Origin of the sequence: Poriferisphaera corsica (assembly GCF_007747445.1) — a bacterium.
Classification (GTDB): Bacteria; Planctomycetota; Phycisphaerae; order Phycisphaerales; family Phycisphaeraceae; genus Poriferisphaera; species Poriferisphaera corsica.
In genome coordinates, this window is sequence record NZ_CP036425.1 from 4,148,069 (window position 1) to 4,164,633 (window position 16,565).

The following is a 16,565-nucleotide window of genomic DNA, read 5'->3' on the forward strand; positions in this document are numbered from 1 at the left end:
TAAAAATCATGTCTTTCATGTTCATCATTAATGAGGTGATGAGGTGATGTAAAGGAAATTCCGACTTTTTGGGAAACTAGACATTACAACCAGTTTTTGCGCTATTACAAATTAATGATTGATAGCGCACAAAGAAGATTGTTTCGTTTATAAGTCTTTACTGTAAAGATATTAAAAAATATGAAAACCAATCGGCTGATCATTTCAATTTGAGATCATTTTTAGTGGTATTTCGGACATACTCGCGTTGAGTTCTGCATGCTATTTCTGCGTGTGTGAGTTGATAGATGGATCAATGAAGAGCGTGTACGTATCGAAATACCGAGGGGCAGAAAATGCTTTGCCTGATCGTGATATTGGCTCGATATCAATGCCATCGCGCCCACGAGATCTGTGTTATAGATGCATGGCGGCAGCGTATGAGATGGTGTGAGATCCCGATCGTTGGGATGCTGTTATTAGATTTGATCGGCGGGTTCTGCGAAGTCGACTGGGCCGCAATCTGGGATGAGACCGGCGTCGATACCTTCTTGGATGAATTGGGAGACGGCTTTGCGGCCGCGCTCGCCATAGTCGATGGTCCAGTCGTTGACGTACATGCCGACGAACTCGTCTGCGAGGTCGGCGCCCATGTCACGAGCGTAGTTGAGTGCGAAATCGACAGATTGCTGACGGTTATCCAGGGCATACTGAATGCTGTTCAGCAGAATGCGTGTGATGACGGGGGCTTCTTCGATGAGGTCTCTGCGAATGGCGTTCGCGCCGAGAGGGAGTGGGAGGTTGCGTGAGTCGGTCCACCACTTGCCAAGATCGACGATGAGCTTGAGTTGTTGGTTTTGGTAGGTGATTTGACCTTCATGGATGATGAGGCCTGCGTCGAACTTGCCTTCGGCGACGGCGGGGATGATTTCGTCGAACATGACGTTTTCAAATTTGATGTCGTCTTTGGTGAGGCCGTGCTCGGCGAGGAGGAGCTGGAGGGCGAGCCAAGCGGAGGTGCGCTCGCCGGGGATGGCGAGTGTTTTGCCTTTGAGGTCTTGGATATCGAATGAATCGCGAGCGACGACCATTGGGCCGTAGCCATCTCCCATGGAGGATCCGCAGGAGGTCATGATGTATTTATCAGCGACGTATGGGTATTGGTGTATCGAGAAGGCGGTGATTTCGAGTTCGCCTTTTTCGGAGCGAACGTTGAGGGATTGGATGTCCTCGAGGACGTGTATGAAATCGTAGTTGGCGGTGTCGATTTTTGGGGTGTAGGGCTGGCCGTCGGGGCCGATGAAGTTGGCGAGTGGATACCACATGAAGGCGTCATCGGGATCGGGGGAGTGGCCGATGTGGAGTGTTTTTCGATCGAGTGCGTTTGCTGTTTTAGTGTTCTCGCTCATAGGGGTGATTGTAACAAGGGGAGGGATATTTGGGGAGCGAGCGGCGATATGGCTGAACATCTTAAAGAGATGAAGTGGTGCGATTTGATTGCGATACAATGAAGATGAGGATGATTTTACGGATAGTCATGAGGAGATGCGTGATGAGTTTGGTGAGTCAGATGGGTGAGGAAGAGATGCCGTTGCGGAGCGAGACGCCGATAGATTGGGCGGAGCGGATGATGAGCGGGGATAAGTTGGCGTTATTGAATGATCATGCGCACCTGGAAAAGAAGGCGGGGTTAAATGCGATGGAGATGTTGAACAGGTGGCCGGAGCCTGAGCCGCCGGAGGCGTGGGTGCAATTGATGTGCGGTGTGGCGAAGGATGAAGTAGAGCATTTAGCGATTGTTTGCAGGATTCTGCATAAGCGCGGCGGGGCTTTGAGCAAGAGTCATCGCAATCCGTATGCGAAGGGATTAAGGGAATTGATTCGTAAGGGGGCAGAAACAAGTCAAACAGGGTTGGTGGATCGATTGATGGTGAGTGCGCTGATAGAGCTAAGGAGTTGTGAGCGGTTTGCGGTGCTGGGCGAGCATGCGGGTGATGACAAGGAATTGGGTAAGCTTTATCGGGGGCTATGGGCGAGTGAGCATGGGCATTACAAGACGTTTTTGAATATGTGTTATAAGGTGCCGGGGATATCTAAGCGCGAAGTAGATGAGCGGTGGGACTGGTTTTTAGATCAAGAGGCAGCCTTACTTGGTAAACAAGGACGATATGCGGGGATGCATTCAGGTCTATAAGACACGTATGAAAAAACCGAGTGGTGCTGTTTGGGAAGCACCACTCGGCTGGTTGATGTCTTTTAATTCGTGATTGGTTAATCGAACGTGCATCACGTTTTCAATGTCACGTCACTTTATGTCTATCTAATCATTTGAAAGACTAAGTGTTGATTAGTAGACGAGTGAGACAGCATCTTCGATAGCTTCAACAACCTGACGAACATGGAATGGCTTCTTGAGGTAGCCATCAAAACCATTCTGCAGGAGATGTTGGGCTTGTCCGTCGGTTAATTTGCCAGACATTGCGACCACTTTGGTGAGTTGCAGATCTGGGTTTGATTTGACGAACTTAAGGATTTCTTCGCCTTTCAGATCGCTGAGGTGCATATTGAGGAGCATGACGTGTGGTCGTGCTTTTTCACATGCGATGCCTGCGGCGAATCCTGAATGTGCGGTGTGAACTTCATAATTGGCTTGTTCAGCGAGTACTTTTTCAAGTACCTCGACGATTTCTGAATCGTCATCGACGATGAGCACACGGGTCTGGCCGGACTGGAGTCCGTCGAGAGGGATATTGTGTGCTTTCATGAATTTGATCAACGAACTAAGTGGGATTCGACGGTCTTTCGAGCCGGGGATGCGATATCCCTGGAGCTGTCCTGAGTCGAACCATTTGCTGACTGTGCGTGGTGCTACGTTGCAAATTTTTGCCACTTCGCCGGTCGTTAATATGTCTTTCTGTCTGGGCATACCTTGTCAACCTTTCTCCGGTAGGTCCTCCATCAGACGTGTTTCGTACTCCTAGAAACTTTCACGAACGCCTGACAGAAAAATCATCGGCAGGTTGAGGGGACGGATTAACCGTTATGTTAGGAAATTGCGCACATAATCGTCAGGAGCGATATGTTTGCTCGCTATTGACGTAGACGGCATGGGACGCACAGATGGGTGGTCCGAGAAAATCGCGCCTGCTGCTACAGGGCTAACTGATTGTTAGGTGACGCACAATCCTCACAATTGCTTCGCCGTTGGCCTTGCGTAGAGCAAGAATAGAGATGCTGGCGAAAGGTCACTGCCGGGGAGGTTTGTGCCTGACAAGGTATGGAGAAAGAAGCAGGCAAGAACGCTCTAATGGCTACTTGATAAGTCGGATATTGTGGTTCCATGACAACAATGTCACGACAGCGGATGTTTATCGGACAAGTGTGGTGCGAGGCGTGTTCATGCGATTGGCAGGAATGGGAGGGGCGAGCCGGGAGGGATGGATTGTTGTTGTAGCGGGACGCGTATGATGCCATCAGCGAGTGCGGTGTGTACGATGTCGCCCGATGTGTGCCAAGGTATGAGTTGGATTTGGTCTCGGGTGTCGCCAATGAATTTGACTGCTCTGAACATTTCACGCTTGGGATTCGGCGTGATGGATTCTGTAGACCAAACACGCTGCCACGGGAGAGGTGATGGATTGCTTTGCAGATGGTTCAGGATTGGGATTGCGATTAGATGGAATGCGGCGAGTGCTGAAACGGGGTTACCTGGAAGACAAAGAACGGGAGGATGAGCGTGAGGATCGGTGTTATGAAAGAGGGCTGTTGGCTTACCTGGCTGAACGGCGAGTCCTTGAAAAACTGGATTATAGCCCAGCTTTTCAAGGATTTGAGCGATGTGGTCATGCTTGCCAACAGAAATACTGCCTGCAGTGATGATGAGGTCAGAAGTATGAGAAGCCTTTAGTATTGCTTCAGTCATCACCTCTGTATGATCGGGCAGATGCTCTTGATGTGAGAGATGGCAAGCTTGCGTGCTGATTAACGACGCGAGCATGGGAAGATTTGCGTTACGAATATGCATAGGTTGCAGGACGGCCGTTTCGGTGTCAGGCGACTGAACTTCGTTGCCTGTGGTAAATATGGAGATACGAGGCTGCTTTGCTGTGCGTAGCGAAGCATGACCCACGGAAGCCGCGATTGCGAGATGATGCGGCGATAGCTGGATATTGGGAGGAATGATTTGCTGGCCACTTGTTGCGTCGGCTGCTCTTTGATGAATATTCTGAAAAGGCGTGATGGACTCAGTGTGAAACTGAACCGAATCGTGGTGTACTGTCGCGGATTCAATTGGTATGACCGCATCATATGTGGCAGGGACAGCGGCACCAGTTGCAATTGAAATGACTCCGCTGGAGAGGTTGATGTGCTTTGAAGGCATTTCGCCGGCAGGTAAATCGGTCAGAACGGTGTATGGGTGATTGGGCTTATAGTCGGCTGAATGGATGGCAAAGCCGTCCATAGTCGCACGGTTAAATGGCGGCAGATCACGATCAGCGTGAATAGGCTCCCGTAAAATACGGTGCAAAGAGGTACACAGCGATGTTGTTTGAGTAGGCCGCGCAGAAAGTGTCTGCTGAATGAGAGAGATGACCCAATCGTAGCTCAGCAATGATTTGCCAGATGGTGTTGTGTTCATGCCTGCATGATAGTTTCGCTGACTTGTGAGGTGAAGGCGTATATTCCTTACATTGGCTGCACAATTTTTCTGCCTGGCCGGGTTTCTTGTTTTGCTGAGTGCGAACGAAGCGTCTAAACTTATGGGCTATGAAAGCGATTGTATTTGATTTTGATGGCGTTGTGTTTGATTCCGAACCGGTGCATTTCCAGGCTTTTTTGATGGTTAGCAAAGGGTTAGGGATCGAATTTGATTACCAGAAATACCTACAAGATTTCATCGGTTTCGATGACCGCGATGCGTTTCGAGTCATGCTGGACATGATCGGATACCAAGGTGATCGAGCTGAGAAGGTAGCGGAGCTATGCGAACAGAAGCAAGTTGCTTTTGAAACATTGGTTAAGGCTGGCGTCGCTAAACCCATTGACGGTGTGATGAATTTTGTTGAACAATTACAAAAAGCGGACGTTCCATTCGCGGTTGCGAGCGGAGCTACACGTTTGGATATTGAATTGATGCTCGACAGCATTGGAATGCGTGATGCGTTTGATGTAATTGTTACTGCAGATGATGTAGCAGCGTCAAAACCACATCCAGAGACTTATGAAAAAGCTGTCGTCAAACTTGCAGAAATGTACCCTACTAAATTATTGGCTACTGACAATTGTATCGCAATTGAAGATACCGCAACAGGTATCAAATCAGCAAGATCAGCGGGATTGCAAGTTCTGGGCATCACGACTAGTAATGAACCTGATCTACTACGTGAAGCGCATCGGGTGATTGATTGTTTTGATGAAATCAATCCAGAGATTTTAAAATCTTGGTTTGTCGACTAATCTTTAGTTAGTCATTTTTAATTTATAGAAGGGATATTCAAAATGGGCGCGAGTGAAGCACCATTGATGCTTAGTGTGAGTGGGATGCGAGGCTGGGTTGGTCAGTCACTGACACCTGAAGTTGTAGCGAGATACGGTGCAGCGTTCGGGAGTTGGTTAAAAGAATCGTTGAAGAGTGAAACCAAACACCCGCACGTTGTGATTGGCCGTGATTCAAGACCATCAGGTGAAATGTTTGAAAATGCAGCAACTGCCGGTCTGACGAGCGTTGGATGCAAAGTCACTAAAATAGGAATTGCGTCAACGCCAGGTGTTGCAATTATGGGCAAACATCTGCAAGCAGATGGTGGTGTTGTCGTGACCGCTAGCCACAATCCAATTATTTGGAACGGTTTCAAAGCGCTTAGACACGATGGTGTTGCACCACCAGCGGATCAGGCAGCAATCATCATTCAGCGTTTTCAAGAGAATGACGTTCAGTATGTTGGCGTGGATGAATTACAGCCCGTGAGCATTAACCACAGTGCTGCGGAAGTACACGTTGAAAAAGTACTTGAGCATGTTGATATTGATGCTATCAAAAAAGCGGGGCTTCATGCTGTCGTAGACTCAGTACACGGCGCGGGTGGCCTTGAAGCCAAACTGCTACTAGATAAATTGAATGTCAAAATCACACATTTGTACGCTGAACCAACAGGTATTTTCCCACATATACCGGAACCAACCAAAGAAAATCTGTCTGAACTCGCCAGCGTGGTCAAAGAAGTGAATGCAGACATTGGCTTCGCACAAGATCCTGATGCAGATCGTTTAGCAGTGATTGACAATAACGGTAAATATATTGGGGAAGAGTACACGCTTGCGCTATGTGCTAAACATGTATTAAGTAATGGTGACGCAACAGCAGCAAACCTATCAACGAGCCGCATGCTTGATGATATCGCTGCAGCAGCAGGAGCCAAGGTATATCGTTCCGCTGTAGGTGAGGCAAACGTTGCTTCTGTAATGAAAGATCAAGATGCGATTGTTGGCGGAGAAGGCAATGGTGGCATTATCTGGTCAAAAGTGATTCATGTTCGCGATTCTCTGGTTGGCATGGCTTTACTATGTGAAATGCTTGCCCACCAAAATACGACACTAGATAAGATTGCTGAATCAATACCGGCATACTCTATTGTCAAAGATAAAATTAATCTTGAGCTTGGCATGGCAGATAAGATCAAGCCGACAATGCTTGAAGTCTTTCATGACCAGAGGATTGACACGCAAGATGGCGTTAGAGTCGATTGGCCTGATAAGTGGGTACACGCACGTACAAGTAATACTGAGCCAATCATGCGTATCATTGCTGAAGCCAAGAACGAGAAGGAAGCCATTGACTTAATCAATCAGGTAAGAGATGCGCTTGGCTTCAATCGTTATCCCGAATAATTATCTCATAATTTTGATTAAAAAAAGGAGCTTATCAATAAGCTCCTTTTTTTAGTGCGGTAGTATTTGCATTTCAGAACTAAAACGCTTGCCTGTATGAGGTGAATATACAACACGCAAAACAGCCCCCTGCTGAGCGATTTGCTGATCATGCATTTTTAATTGAAAAAGATAGCCTCGAGATATCGGATCGTAATGCTGCCTTTGTGATTCTAGTGTCAGCAATTCTGCATTCCATGTATACAACTGCGTGCCTGCTCCGCCGCTTGTTGAACTAACTGCCTCAAGTAACTCAAAAGCAAACATCCCAGCACCTTTTACAGAATCGCCCATCTCGTCAAATAGCTCAACGCGCGTTTCCAAAACAATCTGATTCTCTGATTTCCGAAAACGGGTCGATGGATATATGCGAATGGCAACTGGCTTAGATTGCCAAACAAAACTTTCATCTGAACGATTATCTAATGCTGTATTAGTATTGTCTGTACCTTTATTCACACAACCTAAAGACATCAATATCAATATAGCAAGGCACGAGTATTTAGCTGAAGCGATGTTCATGATCACAAAATAATCCTATTATGAATTCAGATCAAGCGTGGTGCAATATTCAGTCGAAATAAAACAATTTTCGTGCAATACGTCGTATATTCCAATCAACACATGACGCGTTATCCAACAATGACTATCAACTGAGCTAATTGCCTTTATCTGACAATAATTCTGAAACGCTGCTTAGTGAACGACATAATTGCTGTTGTGTATGATCAAATTTAACGAGAGCTTCAGTATTTTTTTCCAATAAATCCACCAGAATGTTGATCTCTGTTTTTTGATCCACAATTTGCCGGTGTGTTTGCGACAACATTTTCGCATAATCTCGCGAAAGATATCTTTCCCAAATCCAAAGCACTCCCATTAATCCAGCCACACCAAATTGTACGAGATACTTTACGATCTCAGACATGTTAGTATCCCTATGTGCGCGTTAGTTGAGCTGTACTTCCAGACATAACAGGTAAACCATCCGAACGATTCGTCGTATGGATGATATCCAACGCCTTTAACACCTGTTGCTGATAATACAAACATTTTTCATACAGCGTTTTATATCTCTCTGTTTGAGACAGCAATAGATTCTGAAATATCTTTTCCAATGCGATGTAAGCAATTATTCTTTTGAATTTAATAATATTCTCTGTATCCGTTGATATCATGAGATTATCAAAATCCTCAGACTTTATTTGCAGTAGACATCGTAATTCTTCGTGAGCTAAAGCTATCTGTGGTTCATATGTTATCACACTAAATTTTGTATCCAAATCATAACGAACCTCTATTGGATCATCTTCAATACGACTTCGTAAGAATGACAATCTTATCCGGTGATCATCAACAACTTCAATAATCTCGAGAGGAACAAGTCCTAATGTTACAACACTACCGATACCAATGTTCCTTGCTGAGAAATCAACTGCCTGCGTATAAATATTATTATTTGAAAAAGAGCAAGGCGTATCTTTGACCAGTATTTGTGGTGTGATCATCGTATCAATAAATAAACTTGGCTCATATACAAGTAAATCTCTATCTTTTAAGTACATTGTCGTATCCTAAAAAGGGTGAGGCATAAAAGCCTCACCCTATAAGTATCGTTTAATCAATCGCCAAATTTGTCAATAATCCATGTGCATTTTCGTTGCGTAACTCAAGTGTATACTCCCCAATCAATTGGCCACTTTCATAATCGCCTTGTGATGCCAATGGTTTATAGTGAAAGCTTCGGCCACTCATTGGTACCACAGCAACTCTTGATGAATCCAACATCAAAGCTGAATTCCGTGGCACCCATCTTGACATGATGACACGGCAAATACCAAAATCGGATTCATAAACACCGACATAATCTGAAAACTTCGTTTCATTCGCGCCATAACCACGACCTTCGCTAACAAAGCGATTGATCATCCGCTTCTGAAAACCGTTTACAACAATGGTATCCACATTACCCGCAGATTGTTCCCAGATTACCCTTAACGCTTCATTCAGGCGGCTTTCTGTCAATTGGCTATCTTCGACATCAAACACATTTGTTTTCAATGCTGGAATAATACCCTGCATGGTACGCCTAATCGTACTACTACCTTGTGGCGATGCTTGAGCTGCGATCCCATTAATCACACTATTTTCCAAGTCACGCATCATTTCACGCAAACGCTCTTGTTTTTGATAATCAAGTTCATCCGTAATGCCAACGGTATTACATGCAAGATGCGATCCTGAAACTTCTACGGCAGCAGTAAAAATTTGCGTAAAGTTTGTTTTTCTTATACGGTTAACATTCAATGAACTTGGAGCATCTTCACCTTCAAGAGCGGCGCTACCAATTTTCAGAAGCTTTGTATTCTGGACGTATGGGGCAGATAAAGAGCCGCCATATCCACGCGCAACAGTGATTGTTGATGATGATTTATTCTGTACCATCATCACTTCTTGACTGTCTTGCGCTCGCAGCAAATCACCTATTCGAAATACCTGAACATCCTCGACATCAATTTGGGTCGCACTATCATTTACCGCTGTTGATATCTTCGTCGAGTATGACCGTAGTTCATCTTCCAGCCATTCATGAATGGTACTCGTTGCGACTTGTTTCGAATCGCCTAAATAATTTAGTAGTGCGGTTTCGTAAGGACTAACGATCGAAACAACATCCGAAATATCTTCTGCAATTTCCGGGAGCTGAGCCCCTGCAGAAAAAGTTGCTTTACCTGTAAATGCCATGATTATCTCCATTAAATTTTTGTTCGTTTAATACGCAAATAGCGTAAAAGATCACTCCGACGGCCTGTCTGTATCGCTTCTGTCGCAGCATTTGATACATCTCTATCTGTGTCTATTTGATCGCTAGGAGCCATCATCCTTGCCACTGAACCCTGACTGCTTTTAAATAGATATGGCTTTGATTCTTTTAAATCATTAACCACCATTTCAATATCTGGATCGTCCATAGATTCAACAGAAACTTCAGTGAGTAATCTTGCTGCCTCAATATCAACTGCACGTTCATCCATCAGTAATGCATCAATTCGTTGCCGACGTTCCAGATGAGATACCGTCTTCCGCGTATCCTCTAATTCTCCATTTAACTGCTCCACCTTCTGAGCCATATCTTCCAATGATTTCTCGGCTGCCTGAGCCCGCTTGCGATATCTAATCGCCTCTGTTACTGCTATTTTTTTTTCTTCTGTCTTAGTTTCTTGGTCTTGTGTTTCAGTCTTTATATCCATATCTTTCATCTTTCTTATTTATTACTTAGCTGCAATCTGATCAATCTCGCTGTAGCCTAATTCTGCCAATACCTGCTTCTGAGCCACACCTATTTTCAACTTTCGCTCCGCATTAATCAGACTTTGTGTTTCACCTGTTGGCATAGGTTCTGGCCAATCAATTCGCACTAACCTCTCTGCCGAATTTGTTTTGAATACACCCAAAACATGTGCTGTTTCTAAGATCAAACGACACATCCGAATCAACCCATCGCCGTAGTTCACGCGCTTTTTTTCAGTTTTAGCTAACAAGCCCATCATCACAATACGCAATGCATTTTCACTGGTTAGATTACCGATTCGATCACGTACCAAACCTGTCACCAAGGGACTAATCCCGCTGGCCTTATCCATAGCTTCTCGAATCTCTGCAATATGAGCGTCTTCAGATGGTGAATGACTATCACCACCGAATTCTTCGATCGATGCACCTTCGTTATTTGTTGACCACATCTGGCCTGGACCGACTGGGCGATCAATAAACCCATCGATTCCCTTACCCAAATACATCTTGAAAGCTTGAAATGTTACGCGATTGGCTCGATCAGACAATCTTGTATTCAGTTCATCCTGCAAGTTTATTAACGGCTCAACCTCGCTCAACCCCTCGTAGTAGTATGGCTGAGTTAAATTTTGTATATGAACAATTGGGATCTCACCAATAATGTTTATCTGAGATTCAATTACATTGCTATGCTTTTGATTTTTAGAATTTTTTGCATAAACACATTTTTCTGGTGTCCAAACATATGTATGCGTAACATCACTACGATCTTTATTTGCGAGCGGAATCATTCGCCACAAACGCTTCTTACATTGTCCCGCGTTTGAGGTACCTTGCTTCCAATGAATGATGTACCCATTGAGCTTTCGATAATCATGGGCATTTAACACTGGCACAGCTCTGGAGGCTTCAACAACCTCAAGCAAAATGCGCTTACCTGAATCAGCGTGCACTAAAACATCAACGTATCCATAAATCGCACCCAGTAATGCCAAATTCTGATAAAATCCCATACCACCATTTGCTTTAATAACATCTCGTAGAAATGCTTCTATCTCATTCGCCCTCTGTGGATCGGAGGCGAGGCTTTGTATCGTGACAGGTTTTGAGAACATGAAATCAACCATGGCATGCACACGCCACGCAATATCGTTCTCAATGACAATCTCTTTACACTCCCCGGAATCATTTCGCCTTAGCAGACGATCCGGCAGTCCAGACTTCTGATTTCCATCACCATATCTATTTCGATAGTAGCCCCATAACTTCCTATAGAATGGCAACTTCTCAACTTGATATTCATCAATATAAGACTGAAGATCAACGATTCCTAAACCTGCAGCTACACTTTGATTTTCGCTGTCTTTTGCCATCACATTCCTCTCGCCTGACTTTGGATCCTCAATTCACACTTCAGAAAGCGTTTTATTAACTTGCGAGAAGCGCTTTTGTGCGCATTTTTCTAGCAACATCCCCTGTACCTTCTTTTATATCTGTCAAACAGACCTTGATTTATGTGATTTGTCTCTTTTAGCATCTAATGTTTGGTTTTAGTTAGTGTTTTGCGCACGGATTTTCTATAGATAACGACCTGCATTCGCTTGATTTATCTCCAATTGATGTTTTAATAGTCAATCTATGAGTAGCAATGACCAAGAATTAGTCACATTGACTGAAATCACTCAAATTTTAAGTGATGGACTAGAATTGAAGCAGGTTTTCCAGCGAGCTATCGCGTTACTCTCCGATAGGCTGCACATACATCGAGCCTCACTTGTTCTATTAGACAACTCGACAAACCAGCTAAATATCTTCGCTTCGGTCGGCTTAACGGCTGAAGAACAACGTCGAGGACAATACGCTGTCGGAGAAGGTGTCACCGGGCAGGTACTCGCAAGCGGCCAAATCGCCATCATTCAAGATATTTCCAAACACCCAGACTTCCTCGACAGAACCGGCAGCCGCACAAACAGTACCAACTCAGACGAAATCATCTCATTCATCTGCTTACCTATAAAAGATGGCAACGACTATGTCGGTACGATGAGTATTGATATTCCCTACCAAACAGAGAAGATACTCGAACAAACGACACAGCTACTGAATGTAATCGCTGGAATGTTCTCACAGACGATCCGCATACACCACCTTGTTCAACTCGAAAAAGAACAATGGGCAACCGAAAACAAACAGCTACGCGATAGCCTTCACAGTAAATACAGGTTTGGCAATATCATCGGCTCCAGCCCAGCGATGCTAGATGTACTCGCAACAATTGGACAAGTTTCATCATCACGCGCAACTGTTCTCCTTCTCGGTGAAACCGGCTGCGGCAAAGAGCTAATCGCCAAAGCAATTCATTACAACTCACCACGTAAAGACGAACCCTTGATCCGCGTTAATTGTGGCGCACTATCACCACAACTCTTAGAATCCGAATTGTACGGCCATATCAAAGGTGCATTCACCGGAGCGGTACGTGACAAAATTGGCCGCTTCGAGGCTGCAAACGGTGGCACAATCTTTCTTGATGAAATTGGCACACTCGACGCTCAGATGCAAGTCAAACTCCTGCGTGTACTACAAGAACGCGAACTAGAAAAAGTAGGTGACCACAAAACCATCAAGATCGATGTTCGCGTCATAGCCGCAACGAATCTGGATCTAGAAGAAGAAGTACGCAAAGGCAATTTCCGTGAAGATCTTTATTACCGCCTCAATGTCGTTACCGTCAGTCTCCCTCCTCTACGTAACAGACGTGATGATATACCAAAACTCATTGACCACTTCCTCGATACCTACAACAAAGAGAACAATCGTAATCTCTCCCGTATGAATCGTGATGTCCTGAACACATTACTACGATACCCATGGCCTGGAAACGTACGTGAACTTGAGAATGCTATCGAACGAGCGACTGTTCTTTCTTCCAGTGATGAATTCACACTCGAATTACTACCGCTACAAATACGAATGTACGCACAGCAAACTCGAGGCGAAAGCTCAAACGAATCTGTAGAAGCACTTGCCTCTAAACTCGCAGAGCTAGGTATCAAACAATACAGTATTTATGAAGGCCAAATTTACGACTTAGTTGTCCATGAGGTCGAGAAACAACTTATCCGTGAAGCCCTCGGATACAATGATGGGACCAAAACGCGCACCGCGGATTTTCTTGGCATCAATCGCAATACACTCAACAAAAAAGTCAAAGACTTTAACATCACCAATTAAAAAGGCCGCATGATGCAGCCTCATTGTTTGCTTAATTATTTGCAAGATACTCTGTCACCAAGCGAACTCCCCACCCCGATGGGCCTTTGGGATACAACGCCGTATCACTATCAAATGAAGCCACCCCTGCGATATCAATATGCATCCACGGCATTTTAGGCATCAATTTCGGGGCATCTTTCCCTACAAAATGCGATAAAAACGCGGCCCCCTGAATTGGATGCGCCTCACGATTTGCAGAATTGACTAAATCTGCGTGTGTTCCAGACATCTGCTTACGATGCTCATCCCAAAGCGGCAATCGCCAAATTTTCTCACCAGTTTTCTGCGAAGCCTTCTGCATCGATGCCATTATTTTGTCATCAGTCGCAAATACGCCAGCACAATATGACCCCAATGCGACAACCACACCGCCCGTTAACGTTGCCATATCAATGACACTTTTTGGTTTATATGTCTTCGTCCCATAGGCCAAGGCATCTGCTAAAACCAATCGCCCTTCAGCATCAGTATTCGTGACCTCACATGTTACGCCATTGGTGAACTTAATTATGTCATCAACACGGTATGCTTCCGAGTCAATCATATTCTCTGCAGCAGCAATCAAACCGACAACCCGCTGCTTCAGTTTCAAATTCGCTACAGCCTCCATAATCCCAATCACCGTCATCCCGCCGCATTTGTCATACTTCATTCCCTTGCCGCCATCTGGCTTAAGCGAATATCCACCTGTATCAAACGTTATTGATTTTCCAACCAACAAGATTGGGTCTGCCTTCGCATCTGAACCCTTCCACTCCAAAGCAATGATCGCTGGCTTAGATTCACTACCTGCTCCCACAGCTAACAATCCCCCCATACCCAATTGCTTTGCCTTCGCAGCATTGATCACGGTACATTTCAGCCCCAATTTTTTCGCGGTTGATCGGCAGTACCTTTCAATATAAGGTACGTTCGCAACGTTCGGCGGTGTAGCTGCCAAACGTCTCGCTGTTGATACACCATCATTCATCGCAATCGCTCGATCTAACCCACCTCTGCACCCCTTCTCCATACTCACAACCAACGACTTTAACGCAGCGTTCTTCTTTTCTGACCCACTCACAGCACCTTTAAACTCCAAAAACTCGAAGGATGCAATCCCCATCCCATCCCCGACAGCCTCTCCAAACTCAGCAGGCTTCAAACTACCCTTCATCGAATCAATACCAAATACCATCAACTTGGAGACATTCGCGGAATCTACAGCTCGATATAGCGCCTTGGATGCGATACGAAGCTGATTACCATTCATCACATCAACCTTGCCTAAGCCAACGACAAACAATCTCTCTGCGCCGCTTTCAGGATACAACACCGCAACATCACCAACCCGACCATTAAACTCATCTCTCTTAATATAACCAGACAACACACCACCTAATTGCTGGTCTAACTGTTTATATTCAGCCGGTAATCTCGTGGTCTTTTCGCTTAAGAATATCGCCACAGCACTCGACAGCCGCCCAGTCGTTTTAATATCTGCAGCAGATTTAATTCTTCGATACATCCTCATACCTCATTCTTATATATAGATTACGGAGCTTTTCACTGCACATCCTCGCAGCGTGCATTAACACGATCACCAACCGCCAGATACCACCTGCATCATATATATCTCGTCTATTCCATTACCCCCAATCAAATCATTTCAATGCGTTACACCCCGAAATATCTCAACCTACCTACATATTTCTCTTGCGAATCACTTCTCCACCAGCGATACTCATTTGTTCCTCTGCAGGCCAACGCAGCACCTACCACTTTGATAAAAGTCACAAAAACACTTAAACTCAATTAAAATAATGATTTGCATCAACGCTGTAGGCAAAATCATTTGACAACCCCCCCTGCCAAATGATAGTCTGCAAGGGTAAACCAAAACTGGATTTACATTCACGATGCCCTCCTCCTTCAGTAGATTTTCGGAGAGTTTAAGAATGAGACGACTTCGTCCATTGGTTGGGGCCATGGCCATAACTGCAGCCGGGTTCTTTGGGTCTCTACCCACCCCGACTCTCGCACAAAGCGATCAGCCTGCCCCACGTATCATCCAAAGTATTCAAACCGCCGACGCACCTATGCCTGCCGACGGCTTGCAAGCTATCAATGCTTTCAACGATTACTGGGTTATGCAACTCGCCAGCGGCGATGAAGCCCAGATCGCAAAAGCACGTAAAGAGCTCAAGCAGATTGTCTCTCCATCTGGTTCTTCGAAAGAATTCGTCAAACAATTCAACCACAACCTTTTGGCGAAACTCGCTCAGGTCATTCAAAAACCAAATATTCCCAGCGATTCTAGCGCAGATGAAAAAGCGCAGATTGAGAATAACTTTCTTCTCACACGCATCAACGCCATGATCGTGCTCGTCAACACCGAAGGTGCTGGTATTGAACCTGTCCTTGCCATCGGACTCAATGACGAAAATCCTGGCGTACGATATTGGGCCTCAAAAGCTGTCTCAAAGATCGCACAGTACAAACGTCTGACCAAAGAAGAGCAGGCACCAGTACTTAAACTCTTAGAACAGGCACTTGGACGCGAAACACAGTCCGCAGCTCTCACAGAGCAACTTGCCGCACTCAGTAATATGAATGTCGGTACCGCTCGTGGAATCCTCCTAAATGTCCTCACAGCTCGTGTTGGCGTTCATGCAAAAGATATTTACGCATCCTACAGCCCTGAGCAAAAAGCTCTGCAGGAAATGTTCACCAAGCTCATTGCTGATATTGCACGTAACGGCATCGACTCTGATCAAATCAAATCATTTACCAGTGTCGCCTTCCGTTATATGACTCTAGCAACCGATCAACTCCTCACTGATACGGCATTCACAAATGAAACTATTGCGGATAAACGTACAATTATCCGCCTAGGCGATCGAATCATGCGATTTGCTCATGAGAATATCGATCCCGGTGCCCGTTCACCTGAGAAAATCGATAACGCTCTCAGTCTTGGCGACTGGGCATTCATCAAGACCAAGGTCAATGATTGGAATAAGATTCTCACAAAATCTCCATTTAATATTCCTGAAGATGAACTCCAAACCAAGTAAAGCCATCAGCCACCGCAATTAAAAAGAAAAAGC

The 16,565-nt window shown here is 45.2% G+C and carries 15 protein-coding genes; 5 read left to right on the top strand and 10 right to left on the bottom strand.

What is annotated here, in order from left to right; translation table 11 throughout:
- Positions 1 to 458: 458 nt before the first annotated feature.
- The gene (locus tag KS4_RS16820) at positions 459 to 1,388 is read right to left on the bottom strand and encodes a menaquinone biosynthesis family protein (protein ID WP_145080960.1); all 930 of its coding nucleotides are present in this window, start codon (positions 1,386 to 1,388) and stop codon (positions 459 to 461) included.
- Positions 1,389 to 1,531: 143 nt separating this feature from the next.
- On the opposite strand from KS4_RS16820, the gene miaE reads away from it, so the two are divergent.
- Entirely contained in the window at positions 1,532 to 2,173 is a 642-nt protein-coding gene (gene miaE / locus KS4_RS16825) for a tRNA isopentenyl-2-thiomethyl-A-37 hydroxylase MiaE (protein WP_200761385.1), read from the top strand.
- Positions 2,174 to 2,326: 153 nt separating this feature from the next.
- Here the strand turns inward: miaE and KS4_RS16830 are convergent, their stop codons facing one another.
- On the bottom strand, positions 2,327 to 2,905 hold the full coding sequence (locus KS4_RS16830; protein ID WP_145080966.1) for a response regulator: 579 nt from the start codon (positions 2,903 to 2,905) through the stop codon (positions 2,327 to 2,329).
- Between the two features lie 471 nt (positions 2,906 to 3,376).
- On the bottom strand, positions 3,377 to 4,618 hold the full coding sequence (locus KS4_RS16835) for a molybdopterin molybdotransferase MoeA (protein WP_145080969.1): 1,242 nt from the start codon (positions 4,616 to 4,618) through the stop codon (positions 3,377 to 3,379).
- 128 nt (positions 4,619 to 4,746) lie between these two features.
- Between KS4_RS16835 and KS4_RS16840 the strand changes: the two genes are divergently transcribed.
- Together KS4_RS16840 and glmM are read left to right on the top strand one after the other, a co-directional pair.
- A complete protein-coding gene (locus KS4_RS16840; RefSeq protein WP_145080972.1) occupies positions 4,747 to 5,436 on the top strand; it encodes an HAD family hydrolase in 690 nt (229 codons plus the stop codon).
- A gap of 42 nt (positions 5,437 to 5,478) precedes the next feature.
- Positions 5,479 to 6,867 carry a phosphoglucosamine mutase gene (gene glmM / locus KS4_RS16845; protein ID WP_145080975.1) on the top strand — a complete coding sequence of 463 codons (1,389 nt, stop codon included), beginning with the start codon at positions 5,479 to 5,481 and terminating at the stop codon, positions 6,865 to 6,867.
- Between the two features lie 51 nt (positions 6,868 to 6,918).
- Here glmM and KS4_RS16850 read toward each other — a convergent pair whose 3' ends face one another.
- The 6 genes from KS4_RS16850 to KS4_RS16875 form a co-directional block, all read right to left on the bottom strand.
- Complete coding sequence (locus KS4_RS16850; RefSeq protein WP_145080977.1) at positions 6,919 to 7,428, bottom strand: hypothetical protein; 510 nt, start codon at positions 7,426 to 7,428, stop codon at positions 6,919 to 6,921.
- Between the two features lie 136 nt (positions 7,429 to 7,564).
- Complete coding sequence (locus KS4_RS16855; protein WP_145080980.1) at positions 7,565 to 7,834, bottom strand: hypothetical protein; 270 nt, start codon at positions 7,832 to 7,834, stop codon at positions 7,565 to 7,567.
- A 10-nt stretch (positions 7,835 to 7,844) separates the two neighbouring features.
- Positions 7,845 to 8,471 carry a hypothetical protein gene (locus tag KS4_RS16860; RefSeq protein ID WP_145080983.1) on the bottom strand — a complete coding sequence of 209 codons (627 nt, stop codon included), beginning with the start codon at positions 8,469 to 8,471 and terminating at the stop codon, positions 7,845 to 7,847.
- Positions 8,472 to 8,523: 52 nt separating this feature from the next.
- A complete protein-coding gene (locus tag KS4_RS16865; protein ID WP_145080986.1) occupies positions 8,524 to 9,651 on the bottom strand; it encodes an SU10 major capsid protein in 1,128 nt (375 codons plus the stop codon).
- An 11-nt stretch (positions 9,652 to 9,662) separates the two neighbouring features.
- Positions 9,663 to 10,166, bottom strand: coding sequence for a hypothetical protein (locus tag KS4_RS16870; protein WP_145080988.1), 504 nt, complete (start codon positions 10,164 to 10,166; stop codon positions 9,663 to 9,665).
- 12 nt (positions 10,167 to 10,178) lie between these two features.
- Positions 10,179 to 11,573: a phage portal protein gene (locus KS4_RS16875; RefSeq protein WP_145080990.1), complete on the bottom strand. Its 1,395-nt coding sequence runs from the start codon at positions 11,571 to 11,573 to the stop codon at positions 10,179 to 10,181.
- 265 nt (positions 11,574 to 11,838) lie between these two features.
- On the opposite strand from KS4_RS16875, the gene KS4_RS16880 reads away from it, so the two are divergent.
- Positions 11,839 to 13,434 (top strand): sigma-54-dependent Fis family transcriptional regulator, encoded by a 1,596-nt coding sequence (locus KS4_RS16880; RefSeq protein ID WP_145080993.1) that lies wholly within the window; start codon positions 11,839 to 11,841, stop codon positions 13,432 to 13,434.
- Between the two features lie 31 nt (positions 13,435 to 13,465).
- Here KS4_RS16880 and KS4_RS16885 read toward each other — a convergent pair whose 3' ends face one another.
- Positions 13,466 to 14,983: a leucyl aminopeptidase family protein gene (locus KS4_RS16885; RefSeq protein WP_200761386.1), complete on the bottom strand. Its 1,518-nt coding sequence runs from the start codon at positions 14,981 to 14,983 to the stop codon at positions 13,466 to 13,468.
- Between the two features lie 430 nt (positions 14,984 to 15,413).
- Between KS4_RS16885 and KS4_RS16890 the strand changes: the two genes are divergently transcribed.
- Positions 15,414 to 16,532 (top strand): hypothetical protein, encoded by a 1,119-nt coding sequence (locus tag KS4_RS16890; RefSeq protein ID WP_145080999.1) that lies wholly within the window; start codon positions 15,414 to 15,416, stop codon positions 16,530 to 16,532.
- Positions 16,533 to 16,565: the final 33 nt, after the last annotated feature.

Bases quoted from the DNA above. Each gene is read 5' to 3' on its own strand.
- KS4_RS16885 (WP_200761386.1), bottom strand. From the start codon at position 14,983: ATGTATCGAAGAATTAAATCTGCTGCAGATATTAAAACGACTGGGCGG.
- KS4_RS16880 (WP_145080993.1), top strand. From the start codon at position 11,839: ATGAGTAGCAATGACCAAGAATTAGTCACATTGACTGAAATCACTCAA.
- KS4_RS16870 (WP_145080988.1), bottom strand. From the start codon at position 10,166: ATGAAAGATATGGATATAAAGACTGAAACACAAGACCAAGAAACTAAG.
- KS4_RS16850 (WP_145080977.1), bottom strand. From the start codon at position 7,428: ATGAACATCGCTTCAGCTAAATACTCGTGCCTTGCTATATTGATATTG.
- KS4_RS16855 (WP_145080980.1), bottom strand. From the start codon at position 7,834: ATGTCTGAGATCGTAAAGTATCTCGTACAATTTGGTGTGGCTGGATTA.
- miaE (WP_200761385.1), top strand. From the start codon at position 1,532: ATGAGTTTGGTGAGTCAGATGGGTGAGGAAGAGATGCCGTTGCGGAGC.
- KS4_RS16840 (WP_145080972.1), top strand. From the start codon at position 4,747: ATGAAAGCGATTGTATTTGATTTTGATGGCGTTGTGTTTGATTCCGAA.
- KS4_RS16830 (WP_145080966.1), bottom strand. From the start codon at position 2,905: ATGCCCAGACAGAAAGACATATTAACGACCGGCGAAGTGGCAAAAATT.
- KS4_RS16890 (WP_145080999.1), top strand. From the start codon at position 15,414: ATGAGACGACTTCGTCCATTGGTTGGGGCCATGGCCATAACTGCAGCC.
- KS4_RS16865 (WP_145080986.1), bottom strand. From the start codon at position 9,651: ATGGCATTTACAGGTAAAGCAACTTTTTCTGCAGGGGCTCAGCTCCCG.
- glmM (WP_145080975.1), top strand. From the start codon at position 5,479: ATGGGCGCGAGTGAAGCACCATTGATGCTTAGTGTGAGTGGGATGCGA.
- KS4_RS16875 (WP_145080990.1), bottom strand. From the start codon at position 11,573: ATGGCAAAAGACAGCGAAAATCAAAGTGTAGCTGCAGGTTTAGGAATC.
- KS4_RS16860 (WP_145080983.1), bottom strand. From the start codon at position 8,471: ATGTACTTAAAAGATAGAGATTTACTTGTATATGAGCCAAGTTTATTT.
- KS4_RS16835 (WP_145080969.1), bottom strand. From the start codon at position 4,618: ATGAACACAACACCATCTGGCAAATCATTGCTGAGCTACGATTGGGTC.
- KS4_RS16820 (WP_145080960.1), bottom strand. From the start codon at position 1,388: ATGAGCGAGAACACTAAAACAGCAAACGCACTCGATCGAAAAACACTC.